Here is an 18593-nt window from a genome sequence, read left to right on the forward strand (position 1 = left end):
CGCTCTGGCCGGATGACGGCCATGAAGCAGCCAGAAGGCGCCTTGCGCCGGCTGACCAAGCGAAGCCAGTTTCAACGGGCCGCCCGGGGCAATCGCGCCGGGCGTTCTGCGTTTGGGTTGCAGGCTATCGCCACCGATGCACCCGAAGCGGGCATTGGTTTTACCGTCACCAAGAAGACGGGCAATTCTCCCCAGCGAAATCGTATAAAGCGCCGACTTCGCGCGGCTGTGACAGCATGCGCGCGTGACTTTGTGCCCGGCCATGACTATGTGCTGCTCGGGCGCACCGAAGCGCTGAGTGAACCCTTTGCCAAGCTGGTTGCCGATCTGGGCGCCTTGATCGTGCGTGTGCACGAACCCAGATCGAGTGAACAGCGCCATTCTCCCGGCCGCGGCGGCCCACGGAAACCGAGACAATGACTGACAATCGCAACATAATCCTGGCCATCGTGCTCAGCATGGTCGTGCTGTTCGGCTGGCAATTCTTCGTTGCCAAGCCGCAACTGGACCGCGCCCAGCAGGCCCAGGAACTGGCCGCCCAGCAAGCCCAGCAGGATGCTGCCCTCGCCACCCCGACTACGACTTCGGATGGTGCCGTGGTGCCGGCCGCCACGGGCGCACCGACCTATACCGATCGCGCCACGGCCATTGCCGCCACCCAGCGCATCCAGATCAACACGGCCGACCTCGAAGGCTCGATCAACCTGACCGGCGCGCGGCTCGACGATCTCGAGCTCAAGCTCTATCGCGAGACGGTTGATCCGGAATCCCCGATCATTACGCTGCTGACCCCGGCTGGCGTGGCGCATGCCTATTATATCGAAGAGGGCTGGATTCCGGCCAATTCGGCCAATGTTGCGGTACCGGACAATAATTCGGTGTGGACGCTCGATGGCGCCAATAGCACGCTGACCGAAGCCACTCCGGTTACCCTCAAATTCGACAATGGTGCGGGTCTGATCTTCCGCCGCACCTTTGCTGTCGATGCCCATTACCTCTTCACCGTCACCCAGAGCGTGGAAAATACCGGCGCGGGTGACGTGGCCCTGTTCCCCTATGCCCGCGTTGTCCGCCACGACACGCCCAAGGTGCAGAATTTCTTCATCCAGCATGAAGGCCCCACCGGCGTGCTGGGCTCCAACAATCTGGTCACCCGCAAATATTCCGACATGCAGAAAGATCAGATGATCGATCTGCCGGCGACGTCGGGCTGGCTCGGTTTCACCGACAAATATTGGGCCACGGCCGTTCTGGCCAAGCCCGGAGCGCCGCTCAATGCGCGCTTCTCCTGGTCCAACCCGACCGGCACGCGCGACGTGTACCAATCGAGCTATGTCGAGACAACGCCGGTTGTCGTTGCCGCCGGCGCGACCGTGACCAATGAGAGCTACATCTTCGCCGGCGCGAAGGAAGAAGCGGTTCTGTCGACCTATCAGCAGCAATATGGTTTTGACCGCATCGATCTGATGATCGACTGGGGCTGGTTCCACTTCCTGACCTGGCCGATGTTCAAGCTGCTGACGTTCCTCAACGGCATTATCGGCAATTTCGGTCTCGCCATTCTGGCGGTGACCATCATCATCAAGGCGATCTTCTTCCCGCTCGCCAGCCGGTCCTATGCCTCGATGGCCGCCATGCGCCGCGTGCAGCCTGAGATGAAGTCGATCCAGGAACGGTTCAAGGAAGACCGCCCGGCCCAGCAGCAGGCGATGATGGAGCTTTACCGCAAGGAAAAGATCAATCCGCTCTCGGGCTGCTGGCCCATCCTGATCCAGATCCCGGTGTTCTTTTCGCTCTACACCGTCATCTTTATCAGCCTTGAAATGCGCCATGCGCCGTTCTTCGGCTGGATTCAGGATCTGGCGGCGCCCGATCCGACCAATATCTTCACCCTGTTCGGCCTGATCCCGTGGGATCCGACCATGGCGCCGTTCGTTGGCAGCTTCCTGCATCTGGGCGTGTGGCCCGTGATCATGGGCATCACCATGTGGGTGCAGATGAAGCTCAACCCGCCGCCGCCCGATCCGACCCAGGCGATGATCTTCAATTGGATGCCGGTGATCTTCACCTTCATGCTGGGCACGTTCCCCGCTGGTTTGGTGATCTACTGGGCCTGGAACAATACCCTGTCGGTCACCCAGCAGTGGTTCATCATGAAGCGCCATGGCGCGGAAGTGAACCTGTTCGGCAATATCATCGACAGCTTCAAGCGCAAGCCCAAGCCGGCCGAGACGACCAAGTCCTGATCGTCAGCAGAGCCAAACCATGCTACTGCCCGCCGGAAGCCTCCGGCGGGCAGTGTTTTTGAGTGAGACCGAAATGAGCGAAATCGACTATTCGCCCGATATGATCGAACGCGGCCGGCTGATGTTCGCGCGGCCGTTCCTGTTCACCAAGGGCTGCGTGCGCATTGCCGACCTGCCCCCGATGGACCGGGTCGAGATCGCCTTTGCCGGCCGCTCCAATGTGGGCAAGTCGAGCCTGATCAATGCGCTGGTCGGCATGTCGGGCCTCGCCCGCACATCCAACACGCCCGGTCGCACCCAGGAGCTCAATATCTTTGAGAGCCAGAGCGAAAACCTGCGCATCGTCGACATGCCCGGCTATGGCTATGCCAAGGCCCCCGAAGACAAGGTGCGGGCCTGGACCAAGCTGATTCACCAATATCTCACCGGCCGGGCCACGCTGCGCCGGGTCTATGTGCTGGTCGATGGCCGCCATGGTCCCAAGGACAATGACCTGACGGTGATGAACGAGTTGGACGGTGCCGCCGTCAGCTATCAGGTGGTGCTCACCAAGGCCGACAAGCCGCTCAAGCCGGAGCTGGACAAGGTCATTGCCGCGACCAAAGCCGCTATCGCCAAGCGCCCCGCCGCGCATCCGCAGGTCATCCTCACCTCGAGCGTCAAGGGCGACGGTTTGCGCGAGCTGCGGACTGAAATTGCGATGCTGCTGGAGAGCTAAGGGGCTCTACCGCCCCACGAAAAACTGCCCGATATAGCCTGCCACATCCTTGCTGTCGGAGGGCGTCGCGACCGAGGCCACGGCCTTGTCCACCAGCGCGTCGGGCGCCTTGCCGCGCCGGAGTTCGGCCAGGGCGATAGTGTAGTCATCGAGGAATTCGGGATGCGGCTGGAAGCTTAGCGCCGCGCCATTGCGATAAGCGAGGCCCGCATTGGGCGTGAAATCGGAGGCCAGGATCACCTCGGCGTCCTTGGGTGGCACGATCACCTGATCCTGGTGCGAGCAGGCCACCGACAAAGCAGCGGGCGCCGCGCGCATGAAACCGGGGCGGCTGGTTACCGCATAGGTGTGGCGGCCCAGGCCCCAGCCCTTGTCGGACTTGCGCACATCCCCGCCCAGCGCATCGGCCATGATCTGGTGGCCAAAACAAATCCCCAGCATGGGCGTGCGCGCTTCATAGGCCCGGCGAATGAAATCGCGCAGCGGATCGAGCCAAGGCAGATCGTCGTAGACGCCCGCCGCCGAGCCGGTGATGACAATGCCTTCCACCGGACCCAGTTCAGGGAACGGCGCGCCATCGGACACCGCCACCACGTCCTGGGAAAACGCCTGCCCGCTCTGGTCGAACATGCGCTCGAACATTTTGGCATAGGGCCCGAACTGGCCGCGCAGCGGCACAGGCACGTCGCCGGTCTGGATGATGGTGAGTTTCATGGGATGCGCCACCGGGAGAGGTTTGCTCCCGCATAGCGGAAAAGGGCGGAGTGCTGCAACAGCAACCTCGCCACGACCTCGTCCTTCGACAAGCTCAGGATGAGGTCTACTGGTTGGTACGCGATCTAATAGTAGACCTCATGGTGATCCTGTCGAACCACGAGGTCGTGCCTCTCACGCCGCCTTGGGCGTAAACTTCAGCGCGACGCCGTTGATGCAATAGCGCAGGCCGGTGGGGGCCGGGCCGTCGTTGAAGACGTGGCCCTGGTGGCCGCCGCAATTGGAGCAGAACACCGCGGTGCGGCTCATGCCGAAGCTGCTGTCGGTGACCGAGCCGATGGCGCCGGTGATGAAGGTGTAAAAGCTGGGCCAGCCAGTGCCGCTGTCGAATTTGGTTTCCGAGGCGAAGAGGGCCTGGTCGCATCCCGCGCAGGAGAAGGTGCCGGCGCGGTGCTCGTCATTGAGGGGGGAAGTAAAGGGGCGCTCGGTGCCTTCGTGGCGCAGCACGTCATAGGCTTCGGGAGAGAGCCTGGCTTTCCATTCTTCATCGCTGAGCTTGAAGGGGAAATCGGCCTCGGCGGCCATGGACGTGCCCATGGGGCGGAACAGCGCGATGGCAGAGAGAGCGGCGATAGCGCCGCCGCCGAGCAGGAGATTGCGACGATCGACGGCCATTTTTCTGGTCCCTGATTGGGTGCCCCGCGCCGTGCCGCTGGCGGAGCGGCAGGCGCGGGGCAGTTGACGGCCATTGTAGAACCCGGGAGGGGCGATGGCACGTCAAGGTTTGGTGAAAGGCGCGCGAGCCGCGCCGTTCTGAAACGCTATTCGCAGTGGCGTTGGCAAAGGTTACGACTTGGGGGTCAGAACCTTGTCGATGACGTGGATCACGCCATTGGACTGGATCACGTCGGCAATTGTGACATTGGCCACGGTGCCGTTTTCGTCGGTCACGGTGACCTTGCCATCCTTGGCTTCGAGCGTCAGCTTGCAGCCGCCGACCGTATCAACCACATGCTTGCCGCCATCGGCCTCGACCATCGAGATGATATCGGTGGAGAGCGCCTTGGCCGGGATCACGTGACAGGTCAGGATCTTGGTCAGCATGTCCTTGTTTTCCGGCTTCAACAGCGTCTCGACGGTGCCGGCAGGCAGGGCATCGAAGGCTTCATTGGTCGGTGCCAGCACGGTGAAGGGGCCGGGGCCGGAGAGGGTCTCAACCAGGCCCGCTGCCTTGACGGCGGCAACCAGGGTGGTGTGATCCTTGGAATTCACCGCATTTTCGATGATGTTCTTGGTCGCCAGCATGGGTGCGCCGCCAACCATCGGATTGTCCTGGGCGAAAGCGGCGGAGCCGGCGATAGCGCTGACGGACATGATGGCGGCAAGCGAAAGAGCGCGCAGAGAGAGTTTCATTTAGTTTGTTCCTTCCTCATTTTTCGTTCCCTTGATCGGCTGGGATATGAGGAGGTACGGAAACCCGCGAAAATAAGTTTCAGCTAAATCTGCTGCACGGCGCCCTTGGCGACGATCGGGCCGGTTGGCGCACCGCTGGGCGAGCCGCCCTTGGGTTCGAGCGTAATGGCCAGCACGGAGCCGGCACCCCAGCCCGCCATGACTTCGGGGGCAATCGAGACGGTGCTGCGCTGATTGGCCGGAATGACGCCCATGGAGACGGGATTATTGCCGCCCTGAATGGCCCAGAGTTCGAAATCCTTTTCCGGCACGGCATCGCCCGAGAGCGCGGTCAGCCGGACCTGGCCGGTGCCGTCATACAATGCGACGAATTTGACATTGCTGCCCTCTTCCTCGAGCGCGGCGACCAATTGGGTGGTCAGACTCGAGACATCCGGGCGGGGCTGCAGCAGGTTGAAGCCGATAGCGGCCACTGCGATGGCCAAGGCGCCAGCGGCAATGCCGCGCCAGACCAGCAGGCTTTCCCAGAAACCAGATTTGGCGGGAGCCCTGGTATCGCCAAAGGCGCGTGCCTCGATGCCGGCCCAGAGCCGGGCGGGCGCGGGGACGTCCTCATAGCCCTCATTGAGGGCGGAAAAACGGGATACCCAGAAATCGCGTTCGGCGCGCAGGGCCTGATCGTTCTCGATCAGCCGATGCACGCGGTCATGCTCGGATGGCGAGAGCAGGCCGAGCACGTATTCGGCGACCAGGGCATTGCGCCCGCCATCGCCCCCATCCATGTCATCGCTCGTGCTCATGCCGTCAGACACTCTCTTAGCTTCAAAAGGCTCCGGCGGAGCCAGGTTCGCATCGTATTCAAAGGCACGGCATAGCGCTGCGCCAGCTCGTCATAGCTGTAGCCATCCAGATACGCCCCCCGCACGGCCTCGGCCCGTTCGGGCTCGAGTGTGGCGAGGCACCGCTCGATCCGCCCACGCTCCTGGATATCGGCCGTCGCCCGTTCCGGTGACGGGCCGGCATCGGGGATTTCCAGCGCCACGTCGATATCGTCGGCCCTGGGCCGACGGGCGCGCAGAATGTCGAGCGCATGATTGCGCGCCACCGCCACGAGCCAGCTGATCGGGCTAGTATCGCCCGCCACATAGCGGTCGGCCCGTTGCCAGATTTTGACATAGACCTCCTGAACAGCCTCTTCGGCTTCCGATCGGTCTTTCAAGATACGCAGCACGACCCCGAAGAGTTTCGCGCTGGTGCGGTCATAGAGGGAGCGGAAGGCGGCGCGATCCCGCAGGGCGCAGCGCGATATCAGGTCGGCGACCTCCTGGCTGGGGGCCTGCATGGCCATGAATTTCGTGCCTCCTCCGCAGCGAACGGGATGGCGCTTGTGCCGCGCCCTTGTCTGATCGCTCCACAACGCTACAAATTGAACAATGGATCAATGCCTGTTTACGAGCACAAGCGTCTTTTCCTTTGCATCAGCATGCTCTAGACCCGTGCACGTCTTTTTATAGCCGCTTTGCGAGGGGATTGGGTCTGCCCATGACACAGGATACGCCTTCCACCGACCGGTTCTCCCACGATGCTGGCATTCTTGCGCAGGCGCTGCCCTATATGCAGCGCTATGAGGGCAAGACGGTCGTCGTGAAATATGGCGGCCATGCCATGGGCGATGCCCAGCTGGGCCAGGCCTTTGCCCGCGACATCGCCCTGCTTAAGCAGTCCAAGGTCAATCCCATCGTGGTGCATGGCGGGGGGCCGCAGATTGCCTCCATGCTGAAAAACCTGGGCATCGAATCCAAATTCGAGGGCGGGCTGCGGGTCACCGATGCGCGGACCATGGAAATCGTCGAAATGGTGCTGGCCGGCTCGATCAACAAAGAGATCGTGGCGCTGATCAATGCCGAAGGCGAATGGGCGATTGGCCTCTGCGGTAAAGACGGCAATATGGTGTTTGCCAAAAAGGCCGAGAAGAAGGTTAGAGATCCCGGCTCCAATATCGAACGTGCGCTCGATCTGGGTTTTGTGGGCGAGCCCGTCGAAGTCGATCGTACCCTGCTCGACCTCTTGGCCCGTTCCGAGATGATCCCGGTGATTGCGCCGGTGGCACCGGGCCGCGACGGCAATACCTATAATATCAATGCCGATACCTTTGCTGGCGCCATTGCCGGTTCGCTCGGCGCCAAGCGCCTGCTGTTTCTGACCGACGTGCCCGGCGTGCTCGACAAGGATGGCAAGCTGATCCCCGAGCTCTCGGTGCGCGAGGCCAAGGAGCTGATCGCCGATGGCACGATTTCGGGCGGCATGATCCCCAAGGTCGAAACGTGCCTCGAAGCGCTCGACAATGGCGTGGAGGGTGTCGTGATCCTCAACGGCAAGATGCCCCATGTGGTGCTGGTCGAGCTGTTCACCGAGTTCGGCGCCGGCACGCTGATCGTGCGCTAACCTCTCCCCAACGGGACAAGAAAAAGGCCGCCCATTGGGCGGCCTTTGTTTTTACGCCTCGATCGGGACATGCCGGGCGGGAGCACCCTGGCCATGGCCCTGCCCGCCGCCGCTTTTGAAGAAGGGCACCAGCAACAGGACCAGCAGAAAACTGGCCACCTGATACCAGAGGGCAAAGCTGGCGGCGTCGGTAAAGACCGCGTGGGGGGCATTGCCGGCGGCAAAGCCGGTGGCGAGCGAGCCAAAGAACATTTCGCCGACCAAGGCCACGCCCAGCGCACCGCCCACCTGCTGGAATGCCTGCAGCGCACCCGAGCCGGCGCCCGCATCGCGATGGGGCACATTGCGCAACACCAGTTGGAACAGCGAGGAGAAGCCCAGGCCCAGCCCGATACCGGCCAGCAAGAGTGGCGGCAGGAAGCTCCAGTGATTGATACTGTCGCCCGACCCGGCAATGATGAAGTGCAATGCGCCAATGCCACCAGCCAGCAAGGCCCCCGAGGCCGCCAGCCGGCCACGCAGATAATGCGAGCCGAAGCGGCCGGCGATCAGGGAAGCAATCAATACGCCGACCGAGAAGGGCGTGTTGGTCAGACCCGATTCGAGCGGGGTGAAGCCGAAGCCCGACTGCAGGAAGATCGAGATCACCATGAACATGCCCGGAATGCCCGAGGCAAAGACGGTGATGACGAAGGCGCCGAACATGAAATCGCGGTTGGCGATGAGATCGAAATTGAGCAATTGCGGCAGGCCGGCCTTGGCACGGGCGCGGGTCCACAGCACGAAAGCCACCAGCAGCACGAAGCCGGAGGCGATCATGGCGAAAGCCCAGAGCGGCCAGCCATAGGCGCGGCCTTCGATGATCGGGAAGACGACGCAGACCAGGCCCAGGCCGAACAGCACGATGCCCACGAAGTCGTTCTTGAGCGCAGAATGGCCGGGCAGGCGCGGAATCAGGAAATAGCCGGCAATGACGGCGGCGATGCCGACTGGGATATTGACGAGGAAAATCGGCTGCCAATCCATGCCGAAGAGCTGCGCCGAAATCAGCACACCGCCCAGAATGGGACCGCACACCGCGGCAAGCCCGGCCGACAGGCCGAACAGCGAGAAGGCCTGGCCGCGTTCATGCGGGGGGAAGGTGACGGTGGCGATGGCCAGCACCTGCGGCGTCATCATGGCGCCGGCCAGGCCCTGGATCACCCGGGCAATGATGAGAAATTCGATATTGGGCGAGAGCCCGCAGAGGGCGGACGCGGCGGTGAAGCCGGCAACGCCCCAGAGGAACATATGGGTGCGGCCCACAATGTCGCCGAGCCGGCCAAAGGGCAGCAGCCCCAGCGCGAAGGCGAGCACATAGGCGGCGATAACCCATTCGATCTGGCTATCGGTGGCGCCCAGCCCCTCGCGCATCGAGGGCAGAGCGACATTGACGATCGTCACATCGATCAGGTTCATGAAATTGGCGATGAGCAGAATGAACAGGGCTAGCCAGCGGCGCGGATCGGGCGCGGCATGGGCTGGATGTTGGGCGGGAGAAGACATGACAGTCATCCTTGAGGAGAAACGGAGTTGAGTACGAAGGCGCGCTCCAACTCGCCCAGAACCTGGTCGAGCGAGGCGCGGAATGAAGTCCACTGACGCCAATAGTCGGACAAGGCGCCGGTGGTGATCAGGGCTGCGGCCGCTGGATCAATGTCGTTTCGGAACGAGCCGTCTTCGACACCGCGGCGAAATATTTCGACAAATTGCAGCCGCCAGAAATCGTAGAGCGGGGTGATGATCTCGGCGATGACCGGGTCGCGCCGGGCGCGCTCCACCATCTCGGTCAACACGATGCTGAGGTCGGGCATGTCATTGACGATTTCGCGGAAGTCGTCAAATTCCAGCCGCAGCACTTGCAGCGCCGTCTTGCCCTGGCGGTTCTGCCGCAATGCCTGCGCCTTGAAATCGTCGCGCAGTGTCTCGGCGACCAGCGCGATCAGCGCCTCCTTGGAGGGCACATGATAATGCAGGGTCGCGACATTGATGCCGACGCGGGCAGCGATATCGCGGGTGCGCAGGCCCTCAAGCCCTTTTTCGACGATAATGGCCCGCGCCGCCGCCGCAATGGCTAGCCGCCGGTCATCGCCGCTTTCGCGCCTGGCGCTGATCTGTTCCACACTCATAGGCTCATCCCGAGATTTCGCGGACGGCTATAAACCTGTTTTGAGTACCAATCAATCATTTGATTGAGAATATTTGGTGACGCTCGGACCGGGCTGCTAGGCGTCCTTTCGAATCAGGCGGTCAATGCCGCTTGCACGGCCTTGGCCACGTCCTCGGCCGGCGCGGAAGAGACGACTAGCATGTCGCCCTCGCCTCGATAGCGCCCAAAGCGCTGGCGGAACTTGCGCGTCTCACTTTCCCGCTCAAGCCCAAAGCCGCGCTTGAGCTGGCGTTCCACCACCAGCTCTGTGGCCTGATCGATATCGAGCGACGGCAGCAGGGTGATGCCATAACCGGTGCCAACCAGTGCACGCGCTTCGGCGTAGTCACTCGACTCCACTTCGGCCGCCAGAAAACCCGAGGCTGTCACGAACACCAACGGCCCCTCGGTTCGTGCCACCAGCCGCTGCGCCAGCAGCAGGTTTTCGGCCCGATATGCCGCGTAGCTGGTCTGGCGAATGAAGCGGCCGATCTCGGCAATCTGCTCGCAAAACTCCAGATCAAGATCGATCAGCGGCCAGTTTAGCCTGCCCGCCAGCACGCGCCCGAGGGTGGACTTTCCGACCCCACCCGGGCCGAGCAGGAAGATGGTCTCGCCGGCGCGCCATGGCCGGCGAATGTCGATGTGTGGTGGCGGATTGGGAATCATGGGAGGCAAGGTGCCAGGATATCGGGGCTCCCGCACCCCCACCCTTGATCCCTCCCCACAAGGGGGAGGGAGACGATGGGGCCGAGAGGGCTGGGCTTGCGCCTCCCTCCCCTTGATGGGGAGGGAACGAGGGTGGGGTGATGAGAGCCCCTAGGCCTTGGGTTGGCCTAATTGCTCGGCATAGGGCGAGCCGCCGCCCAGGCTGTCATTGGTGTGTTCGATCAGCAGGTCGCACAGGCATGCCGCGTCGGTGCAGGCGTCGCGGTCTTCGATGAAGCTTCCGTAGCGTGGCGGATTGGCGTGATTGGTTTCGGTGCCGGTGGCGTTTTCATAGGCATAGACCGAGGCCATATCGTCCAGCCGCCCCATGCGCCAGAGGTTCGAATTGGCATCGCCGATCGAGTCACACATTAGGATATGGGCTGGAATGGTGGGCGCGTCGCAGCTGATGTCGGACAGCACGTCGTCATAGAACTCCTCCATTTCGGCGATGCGCTTTTCGACCGCGGGCATATCCACATTGCAGGATTGGGCGAAAGCCAATTGGGGAACGGCGAGGAGCAGCAGCGTGAGAGGCAGGCGCATCGGGCTATCCTTGTTGGCGCAGGGCCGTTGATATTGGGGACGAAGTTAGTGGCATATTGTGGCGCTTTGTTCAGCCCCCACACCAATATTTCCATGGCGGCAAGTGGGCTGCGGACGCTTCGGCCCGTGCTGACCTTGACAAGCAGCCGATCTGCGAGCCCCTCTGCGCCAGACCATCGGAGTGCCCATTATGCAGGACTATGTCCGCCGCATCCTCACCTCATCCGTCTATGAGGTTGCCGAGGAGACGCCGCTTGAAAAAATGCAGCTGCTGTCGGCGCGGCTGGGCGCCGAAGTGTTGCTCAAGCGCGAGGATATGCAGCCGGTTTTCTCCTTCAAGATCCGGGGGGCGCATAACCGCATCGCGCAATTGAATGCCAGCGAGCGCGCCCGTGGCGTGATCTGCGCCTCGGCGGGCAATCACGCGCAGGGCGTGGCGCTTTCCGCCACCAGGCTGGGCATTCGCGCTGTCGTGGTCATGCCCACCACCACCCCCGCCATCAAGATCGGCGCCGTGCGCCGGCTCGGGGGCGAAGTCGTGCTGTTCGGCGATGGCTTCGACGCGGCCCGCGCCCATGCGGCGGAGCTGGCCGAGCAGCATGGCTATGTCGTGGTTCACCCGTTCGACGATCCTGATGTGATTGCCGGCCAGGGCACGATCGGCATGGAATTGCTGCGCCAGCATCCGGGCGAACTGGGCGCCATCTATGTGCCGGTGGGTGGTGGGGGCCTCGCCGCCGGCATTGCTACCTTCGTCAAATTCCTGCGCCCCGAAATCAGGGTGATTGGGGTCGAGCCGGAAGAAGCCGCCAGCATGAAGGCGGCCATCGCCGCGGGCCATCCGGTGGCGCTCGACCAAGTGGGGCTGTTTGCCGATGGCGTGGCCGTGCGCGAGGTGGGCACCGAGACTTTCCGGATCTGCCGCGAACTGCTCGACGACATCGTCACTGTCACGGCCGATGAAATCTGCGCCGCCATCAAGGATATCTTTGATGACACGCGGGCGATTGCCGAGCCGGCTGGTGCGCTGGCTCTGGCGGGCCTGCGCAAGCAGGTCGAGCAGGGTGCGGCCCCGGCTGGCGCGCTGGTCGCCATCAATTCGGGCGCCAATGTCAATTTCGACCGGCTGCGCTATGTGGCCGAACGGGCCGAAATCGGCGAGCGGGCCGAGGCGCTGTTCTCGGTGGAAATTCCCGAGCGGCCGGGCAGCTATCGGGCCTTCATGCGCCTATTGGGCCAGCGCTCGATCACCGAATTCAACTATCGCTTTGCCCATGACAGCACGGCCAAGATTTTCGTCGGCATCAAGCTGAGCCGTGGCGATGCGGAAAAGCACGAAATCATCAGCCTGCTCGAAGAGCATGGGCATGGGGTGATCGACCTGACCGACAATGAAGTGGCCAAGCTGCATGTCCGCTACATGGTGGGCGGACGCGTGGCCGATCTCGAACATGAAACGGTCTATCGCTTCCAGTTTCCCGAACGGCCGGGCGCGCTGCTCAAATTTCTCGAAGGGCTGCATGATGGCTGGAATATTTCGCTATTTCACTATCGCAATCACGGCGCCGATTATGGCCGCGTGCTGATCGGGGTGCAGGTGCCGCCAGAGACACGAGCCGATTTCATCGCCCATATCGAGGCTATCGGCTTTCCCTATTGGGATGAAACCGACAATCCGGCCTATCGGCAGTTTCTCGATCACGAACGCGCATAACGATCGGGTTTGTCACACAATCGTCGCGGCTATTATGCCGGGATAAACCAGTAATGGGCTTTGCGGGCGCATTTCCGCCCATAATCGATTGCAATGGAAGCACTTAGAACCCATCTGCACGACAAGTCAGCGGTTCCTCGCGGAGCCGGTCACCATAAACAATATCGACAACAAGCCGGAGACGACGATGAGGATAACCAAGAGCGTAAGCCTGATGCTGCTGGCCGGTGTGGCCAGTGTCGGGGTGGTGCAGCCTTCCATGGCGCTGGAGGCCCAGGCTTTCCTGGATCGCGTCACCCTGGTCTACAAGACCATTGGCTATGACCTCAGCTTCGGCGAAGGCCGGGTCGAGGGCGACAGCGTGATCGCCACCGGGGTCAAGGCTGGCATTGCCGGGCTCGACACGTTCGATCTTCCCACCGAAATCACCTTTTCCGGCATTACCGAGCGCGACGATGGCGGCTATCTGGTGGATGAAGTTTCCATCCCCGATGTCGATGCCGAGTTCGCCAAGAAGCCGGCCGGTCATGTGACGCTGTCCGACATCAAGCTTGAGGGCCTCTATCTGCCGGGCGGGGAAACCGTGCCGGCCGAGGCGCTGCTGCAATTGGTGACTTCGGTCAGTACCGGCCCCCTCTCGGTGACCCGTGATGGCCAGGAGGTTTTCTCCTATGCGTCCTTCCTCGCCGGCTCGACCTTTACCCCGGCACAGGGCGAACCAATCACCGACCTGACCTCGCAGATGGCCATTACCGGGCTCAATGTCGATCTCTCCACCGTCAAGGAAGAAGACCCTTCCGCCGGTGCGGTCATCGAAGCGCTGGGCCTTGAGAGCCTGTCAGGCGATATCAACCAGCACCTGACCTGGTCGATGGCCGATGGTCACATGGTGATGGACCAGTTCCTGCTCGATTTCGCCGATGTGGGCGCGCTCGACATCAATCTCGATGTCACGGGCCTGACCCCGGCGGCGCTCGAGCAGCTTTATGCGATGCAGGCGGCCGCTGCGGTGAGCGACCCGACCAGCGAAGAAGCCCAGTCGGCCCAGATGATGGCCGGCATGCAGCTGATGCAGGCGATTTCCATCGTCTCGGCCAAGGTGCGCTATGATGATGCGTCGCTCGCCGGCAAGCTGCTGGATTTCTTCGCCAGCCAGTCGGGCGGCGATCGCGCCACCTTCGTGGCCGGCATCAAGTCCATGCTGCCCACGCTGATCGACCAGAGCGGCATCCCCACGCTCAAGGATGTGGTGGTGCCCCCGGTTTCCGCGTTCCTTGATGATCCGCAGAGCCTCGAAGTGACCGTGCAGCCAGAGAACCCGACCACCCTACTGGTGCTGACCGCCGCTGCGGCCAACCCTGCCGGGCTGATCGCCGCGCTGGGCCTTGCCATCACCGCCAACGAATAATCGCTTCGGGCGGTCCGTCCAACGGGCCGCCCAAATCGTCCTAGGTGAAACCGTCACGGTTTTGCACTATATTGGCGGCATGAATGACATGACGCTCCCCGCCGCACGCAGCCTTTCCCACATTACCGATTGGGTCTTTGACCTCGACAACACGCTTTATCCGCGTGAGTGCAATCTGTTTGCGCAGATCGATGTGCGCATCACCCATTATGTGATGGACCTGACCAAGCTGGATTTCGAGGCGGCACGGGCGCTGCAAAAGACCTATTATCGTGATTTCGGCACCACGCTGAACGGGCTGATGCTGCAGCACGAGGTCGATCCCGACCATTTCCTCGCCAATGTGCATGCCATCGATTATTCCCCGGTGGCCGAGCATCCCGATTTGGTGGCGGCGATCCGCGATTTGCCGGGCCGCAAGTTCATCCTCACCAATGGCGATGTCGGCCATGCGCGCGCGGTCCTCGCCCGGCTGGGGGGCAGTGACCTGTTCGAGCATGTCTACGATATCCGCGCCATGACCTATGTGCCCAAGCCGCACCGCGAGGCCTATGCCGGGTTCTTCGCCGCCCACGGGGTCGACCCGACCAGCGCGGCGATGTTCGACGATCTGGAAAAGAACCTGGTCGTGCCGCACGAAATGGGCATGGCTACCGTCCAGGTGGTTGCCGGGCCCGACTATGCCCATGAGCAGGTCGACGCGTGGGAATTGGGCCGTGGCGACAGCGCGCATGTGCATCACGTTACGGATGACCTCGCGCGGTTTTTGCGCGAGCGGCCGTAAGGGGCACGACCTCGTGGTCGACAAGCTCACCATGAGGTCTACTTCTAGATCGTAGATGCAGTCCCACTCTCGATGTCACCCCGGCGCAGGCCGGGGCCCATCCTGATATCGGCCCGCTGCCGCAAGGTGTGTGGACGATATCGTAGGCCTGTTCGGCGATCTGGCGGCGTGCTGCACCATCTCGAGATGGGCCCCGGCCTTCGCCGGGGTGACACCGTGGTTGGGACAGGCCTCCAACCCCTACATATTGTTCAGGTGCAGAATATTGCCGTCGGGGTCCTTGAACCAGACCATTTTGAAATCGCCGGCAATGTGGATATCGCCGCGCAGATCCATGCCTTCGTAATGCTCGAAGCTGACGCCGCGGGCGCGTAGATTGGCGACGATGTCCTCGATTTCGTCGCCCACGCCCCAGACCACGGCATTGGCCTTGTTGGTGCCGGCGAAGTCGGATTTGTAAACCACCAGCCCGGTCTTGCCGGTCTTGAATTCCATGACCATGTCGTCGGACTGGATCAGGGTCAACCCCAGCACATGCTCATAGAAATGCCGGGCGCGGGCCATATCGGTTACCGCCACGATGGCGGCCGAGTCGAAATCCTTGAGCATGACGAACTCTCCGTGATTGGCTATGCTGCTCCAACGCGCCGCCCAGACTTGGGTTCATTCCCCGGCGCACCAGCCATGAAGACAATTGGATAGATGCGCCCGCGACGGAGCGGCGCAGAGGAGCTGCAGCATGGAATATCGTCGTCTTGGAAAATCGGGCCTCAAGGTCAGCGAAGTCTCGCTTGGTTCCTGGGTCACCTTCGGCAAGCAGGTCGATGAAAAGGAAGCCATGGCGCTGATGGGCCTGGCCTATGATGCGGGGATCAATTTCTTCGACAATGCGGAAGGCTATGAGGCCGGCGAATCCGAAGCCCTGATGGGCGCGGCGCTGGAAAAGCTCGGCTGGGGGCGTGACACTTATGCGGTCTCCTCCAAAGTGTTCTGGGGCGGGGAAAAGCCCACCCAGAAGGGTCTGTCGCGCAAGCATGTGACCGAAGCCTGCCACGCCGCCCTCAAGCGGTTGCGGGTCGACTATCTCGACCTCTATTTCTGCCACCGCCCCGATATCGATACCCCGATCGAGGAAACCGTGTGGGCGATGCATAACCTGATCACCCAGGGCAAAATCCTCTATTGGGGCACTTCGGAATGGAGCGCCCAGCAGTTGACTGAAGCCTGGGCCGTGGCCAAGGACCTCAAGATCACCCCGCCGGTAATGGAGCAGCCGCAATATAACCTGTTCACCCGCCAGAAGGTGGAGGGCGACTATCTCCCGCTCTATGACCTGATGGGCCTGGGTACGACCATCTGGTCCCCGCTCGCCTCCGGCGTGCTGACCGGCAAATATAATGACGGCATCCCCGCCGATAGCCGCATGAACCTGCCCGGCTATGAATGGCTCAAGCACAGCTGGGAAAGCGAAGACGGCAAGGCAAAACTGGTCAAGGTCAAGCAGCTTGCGGAACTCGCCAAGGAGATCGGCCTGCCGATCCATCACCTGGCGCTGCTGTGGTGCCTCGACAATCCGCATGTCTCGACGGTCATTCTCGGCGCGTCGCGCAAGAGCCAGCTGGAGGATAATCTGTCGGCGCTGGACGCCAAGGGCAAGCTGACCCCGGACGTGATCGAAAAGATCGAGACGATCATGGGCAACAAGCCGGCCGCGCCGCAGCGATATTAGGCGCCTGCCATCAGTGGGCCTCAGGGTGAGGCCTACTGTGGCCTCCCTTTGCAACACACCACCTTTTTCCATTCCCCGCGGCGTTCTATCATTCCCTCATGACCGACCTTCCCGGCCGCAAGCCGCCGCCTCATCCCGAAACTGCTCCCACTTTCCGCGAACGGCTGGAAAATCTGCGCCATCTCGGGCGTCTGGTCTCCCAGATCTGGCGCACCAGCCGGCCGTTGACCGCGGCCAGTATCGGGCTGCGGCTGATCGCTTCGGTGCAGCCCATCGCCATGCTTTACGTTGGCAAGCTGATCATCGATGAGGTGGTGCGGCTGACCAGCCTCTCCGCCCCCGGCCCCGGCTTTGCCGAATGGTGGGCGAGCGGCGCGCTCACCACCATAATCGGCCTCCTGGCGCTTGAGCTGGCGCTGGTGATCTTCTCCGACCTGCTCGCCCGCGCCACGGGCCTTGCCGACGCCGTGCTGTCGGAGCTGCATTCCAACCAGGTCAGCGTGGAGCTGATGACCCATGCCGCCCGGCTCGATCTGATGCATTTCGAATCCGCCGAATACCAGGACCGGCTGGAGCGCGCCCGCCGCCAGGCGGCCGGCCGCAATGCCCTGCTCAGTCAGATGTTCGGCCAGGCGCAGGATATCATCACCGTGGCGACGCTGGCGGGTGGCCTGTTCTTTTACGCGCCCTGGCTGATCCTGCTGCTGCCGCTCAGCTTCGTGCCCGCCGTGTGGGGCGAAAGCCGCTTCAATACCCTGGCCTATTTCATGAACCGCTGGCGCACGCCGGAGCGGCGGGAGCTCGAATATATCCGCTATGTCGGCTCCAGCGCCGATACGGCCAAGGAGATCAAGCTGTTCGGGCTGGGCGCCTTTCTGATCGAGCGGTTCAAGAGGCTGGCCCACACGATCTTTCTCGAAAATCGCCGGCTATCGACCCAGCGTGCCGGCTGGGGCGCTGTGTTTTCCTCGATCTCGGCGCTGACCTATTACGGGGCCTATGCCTTCATCGTCTGGCGCACCATTATCGGGGATTTTTCCATCGGCGATCTGGCGTTCCTGTCGGGCTCGTTCCTGCGGCTCAATGGCCTGTTCCAGAAAATCCTGCTCGGCTTCACCCAGATTGCCGGGCAGTCGATGTATCTCGATGATCTGTTCTCGTTCTTCGAGATCGAGCCGACCATTCTGCCGCCGGCCCATCCCAAGCCCTTCCCCCAGCCCATCGCCCAAGGCATCGTTTTCGACAATGTCGGCTTCCGCTATCCCGACACCGAGACCTGGGCCATCCGCGGGTTGTCCTTCACCCTTCATGCCGGAGAAACCCTGGCGCTGGTGGGCGAAAACGGGGCGGGCAAGACCACCATCGTCAAGCTTTTGACCCGGCTCTACGACCCCGATGAGGGGCGCATCAGTGTCGATGGCATTGACCTCAAGGACATGCGGATCGAGGATATTCACGCCCATATCGGGGTGATCTTCCAGGATTTCATCCGCTATAGCCTCTCCGCTCGTGAGAATATCGGGGTGGGGCGGATCGATGACCAGCACGATATGGACCGCATCGAAGACGCGGCCGAGCGCAGTCTTGCCGATCAGGTCATCACCAAATTGCCCGGCGGCTATGACACCCAGCTGGGGCGCCTGTTCAACAAGGGCCGCGATCTCTCCGGCGGCGAATGGCAGAAGGTCGCCATTGCCCGCGCCTATATGCGCGATGCCGATCTGATTATTCTGGACGAACCCACAGCGGCGCTGGATGCCAAGGCGGAGGCCGAAGTGTTTTCGCGGTTCAAGAGTCTGGCCAGCGGGAAGACCGCCGTGATCATCTCGCACCGGTTTTCGACGGTGCGGATGGCGGACCGGATATTGGTGCTGGAGAATGGCGCGATCCTGGAGTCCGGCTCGCATGAGCAATTGGTGGCGCTGCGTGGGCGCTATGCCGAGTTGTTCGAGTTGCAGGCGGCGGGGTATCGGTAGGGCC

The 18593-nt window shown here is 62.2% G+C and carries 19 protein-coding genes; 9 read left to right on the forward strand and 10 right to left on the reverse strand.

What is annotated here, in order from left to right; translation table 11 throughout:
• Positions 1 to 21 precede the first annotated feature (21 nt).
• From rnpA to yihA, 3 genes are all read left to right on the forward strand, one after another.
• Entirely contained in the window at positions 22 to 420 is a 399-nt protein-coding gene (rnpA, locus tag N8A98_RS07140) for a ribonuclease P protein component (RefSeq protein WP_262170267.1), read from the forward strand.
• Positions 417 to 2246: a membrane protein insertase YidC gene (gene yidC / locus N8A98_RS07145; protein WP_262170269.1), complete on the forward strand. Its 1830-nt coding sequence runs from the start codon at positions 417 to 419 to the stop codon at positions 2244 to 2246. The genes rnpA and yidC overlap by 4 nt, the downstream gene beginning before the upstream one ends.
• 73 nt (positions 2247 to 2319) lie before the next feature.
• Positions 2320 to 2964, forward strand: a complete 645-nt coding sequence (gene yihA, locus N8A98_RS07150; protein ID WP_262170270.1) for a ribosome biogenesis GTP-binding protein YihA/YsxC — start codon at positions 2320 to 2322, stop codon at positions 2962 to 2964.
• Between the two features lie 6 nt (positions 2965 to 2970).
• Here yihA and N8A98_RS07155 read toward each other — a convergent pair whose 3' ends face one another.
• The 5 genes from N8A98_RS07155 to N8A98_RS07175 all read right to left on the reverse strand — a co-directional run bounded on the left by N8A98_RS07155 (position 2971) and on the right by N8A98_RS07175 (position 6439).
• Positions 2971 to 3678, reverse strand: coding sequence for a type 1 glutamine amidotransferase (locus N8A98_RS07155; protein WP_262170272.1), 708 nt, complete (start codon positions 3676 to 3678; stop codon positions 2971 to 2973).
• Between the two features lie 174 nt (positions 3679 to 3852).
• Positions 3853 to 4353, reverse strand: coding sequence for a peptide-methionine (R)-S-oxide reductase MsrB (msrB, locus tag N8A98_RS07160; RefSeq protein ID WP_262170274.1), 501 nt, complete (start codon positions 4351 to 4353; stop codon positions 3853 to 3855).
• A gap of 171 nt (positions 4354 to 4524) precedes the next feature.
• Positions 4525 to 5091, reverse strand: coding sequence for a fasciclin domain-containing protein (locus N8A98_RS07165; protein ID WP_262170275.1), 567 nt, complete (start codon positions 5089 to 5091; stop codon positions 4525 to 4527).
• 83 nt (positions 5092 to 5174) lie between these two features.
• Positions 5175 to 5891, reverse strand: coding sequence for an anti-sigma factor (locus N8A98_RS07170; protein ID WP_262170277.1), 717 nt, complete (start codon positions 5889 to 5891; stop codon positions 5175 to 5177).
• Positions 5888 to 6439: a sigma-70 family RNA polymerase sigma factor gene (locus N8A98_RS07175; protein ID WP_262170278.1), complete on the reverse strand. Its 552-nt coding sequence runs from the start codon at positions 6437 to 6439 to the stop codon at positions 5888 to 5890. The genes N8A98_RS07170 and N8A98_RS07175 overlap by 4 nt, the downstream gene beginning before the upstream one ends.
• 194 nt (positions 6440 to 6633) lie before the next feature.
• On the opposite strand from N8A98_RS07175, the gene argB reads away from it, so the two are divergent.
• The gene (gene argB / locus N8A98_RS07180; RefSeq protein WP_262170280.1) at positions 6634 to 7536 is read left to right on the forward strand and encodes an acetylglutamate kinase; all 903 of its coding nucleotides are present in this window, start codon (positions 6634 to 6636) and stop codon (positions 7534 to 7536) included.
• Positions 7537 to 7587: 51 nt separating this feature from the next.
• On the opposite strand, the gene N8A98_RS07185 is transcribed toward argB, so the two are convergent.
• From N8A98_RS07185 to N8A98_RS07200, 4 genes are all read right to left on the reverse strand, one after another.
• Positions 7588 to 9081, reverse strand: a complete 1494-nt coding sequence (locus N8A98_RS07185) for a DHA2 family efflux MFS transporter permease subunit (protein WP_262170281.1) — start codon at positions 9079 to 9081, stop codon at positions 7588 to 7590.
• 5 nt (positions 9082 to 9086) lie between these two features.
• The gene (locus N8A98_RS07190) at positions 9087 to 9704 is read right to left on the reverse strand and encodes a TetR/AcrR family transcriptional regulator (RefSeq protein WP_262170283.1); all 618 of its coding nucleotides are present in this window, start codon (positions 9702 to 9704) and stop codon (positions 9087 to 9089) included.
• Positions 9705 to 9817: 113 nt separating this feature from the next.
• Positions 9818 to 10393, reverse strand: a complete 576-nt coding sequence (locus N8A98_RS07195; protein ID WP_262170284.1) for a shikimate kinase — start codon at positions 10391 to 10393, stop codon at positions 9818 to 9820.
• A 150-nt stretch (positions 10394 to 10543) separates the two neighbouring features.
• Positions 10544 to 10978 carry a hypothetical protein gene (locus N8A98_RS07200; protein WP_262170286.1) on the reverse strand — a complete coding sequence of 145 codons (435 nt, stop codon included), beginning with the start codon at positions 10976 to 10978 and terminating at the stop codon, positions 10544 to 10546.
• A gap of 190 nt (positions 10979 to 11168) precedes the next feature.
• Here N8A98_RS07200 and ilvA point away from each other — a divergent pair, with 190 nt between their 5' ends.
• The 3 genes from ilvA to N8A98_RS07215 all read left to right on the forward strand — a co-directional run bounded on the left by ilvA (position 11169) and on the right by N8A98_RS07215 (position 14884).
• The gene (gene ilvA, locus N8A98_RS07205; protein WP_262170287.1) at positions 11169 to 12692 is read left to right on the forward strand and encodes a threonine ammonia-lyase, biosynthetic; all 1524 of its coding nucleotides are present in this window, start codon (positions 11169 to 11171) and stop codon (positions 12690 to 12692) included.
• Between the two features lie 187 nt (positions 12693 to 12879).
• Positions 12880 to 14100 (forward strand): aq_1923 C-terminal domain, encoded by a 1221-nt coding sequence (locus N8A98_RS07210; protein WP_262170289.1) that lies wholly within the window; start codon positions 12880 to 12882, stop codon positions 14098 to 14100.
• Positions 14101 to 14188: 88 nt separating this feature from the next.
• Complete coding sequence (locus N8A98_RS07215) at positions 14189 to 14884, forward strand: pyrimidine 5'-nucleotidase (protein WP_262170291.1); 696 nt, start codon at positions 14189 to 14191, stop codon at positions 14882 to 14884.
• A gap of 240 nt (positions 14885 to 15124) precedes the next feature.
• Here N8A98_RS07215 and N8A98_RS07220 read toward each other — a convergent pair whose 3' ends face one another.
• Positions 15125 to 15493, reverse strand: coding sequence for a VOC family protein (locus N8A98_RS07220; RefSeq protein ID WP_262170292.1), 369 nt, complete (start codon positions 15491 to 15493; stop codon positions 15125 to 15127).
• 130 nt (positions 15494 to 15623) lie between these two features.
• On the opposite strand from N8A98_RS07220, the gene N8A98_RS07225 reads away from it, so the two are divergent.
• A complete protein-coding gene (locus N8A98_RS07225) occupies positions 15624 to 16613 on the forward strand; it encodes a potassium channel beta subunit family protein (RefSeq protein ID WP_262170294.1) in 990 nt (329 codons plus the stop codon).
• A 98-nt stretch (positions 16614 to 16711) separates the two neighbouring features.
• On the forward strand, positions 16712 to 18589 hold the full coding sequence (locus N8A98_RS07230) for an ABC transporter ATP-binding protein (RefSeq protein WP_262170295.1): 1878 nt from the start codon (positions 16712 to 16714) through the stop codon (positions 18587 to 18589).
• The last annotated feature ends 4 nt before the right edge of the window (positions 18590 to 18593 follow it).

This window comes from Devosia neptuniae (genome assembly GCF_025452235.1).
Classification (GTDB): domain Bacteria; phylum Pseudomonadota; class Alphaproteobacteria; order Rhizobiales; family Devosiaceae; genus Devosia.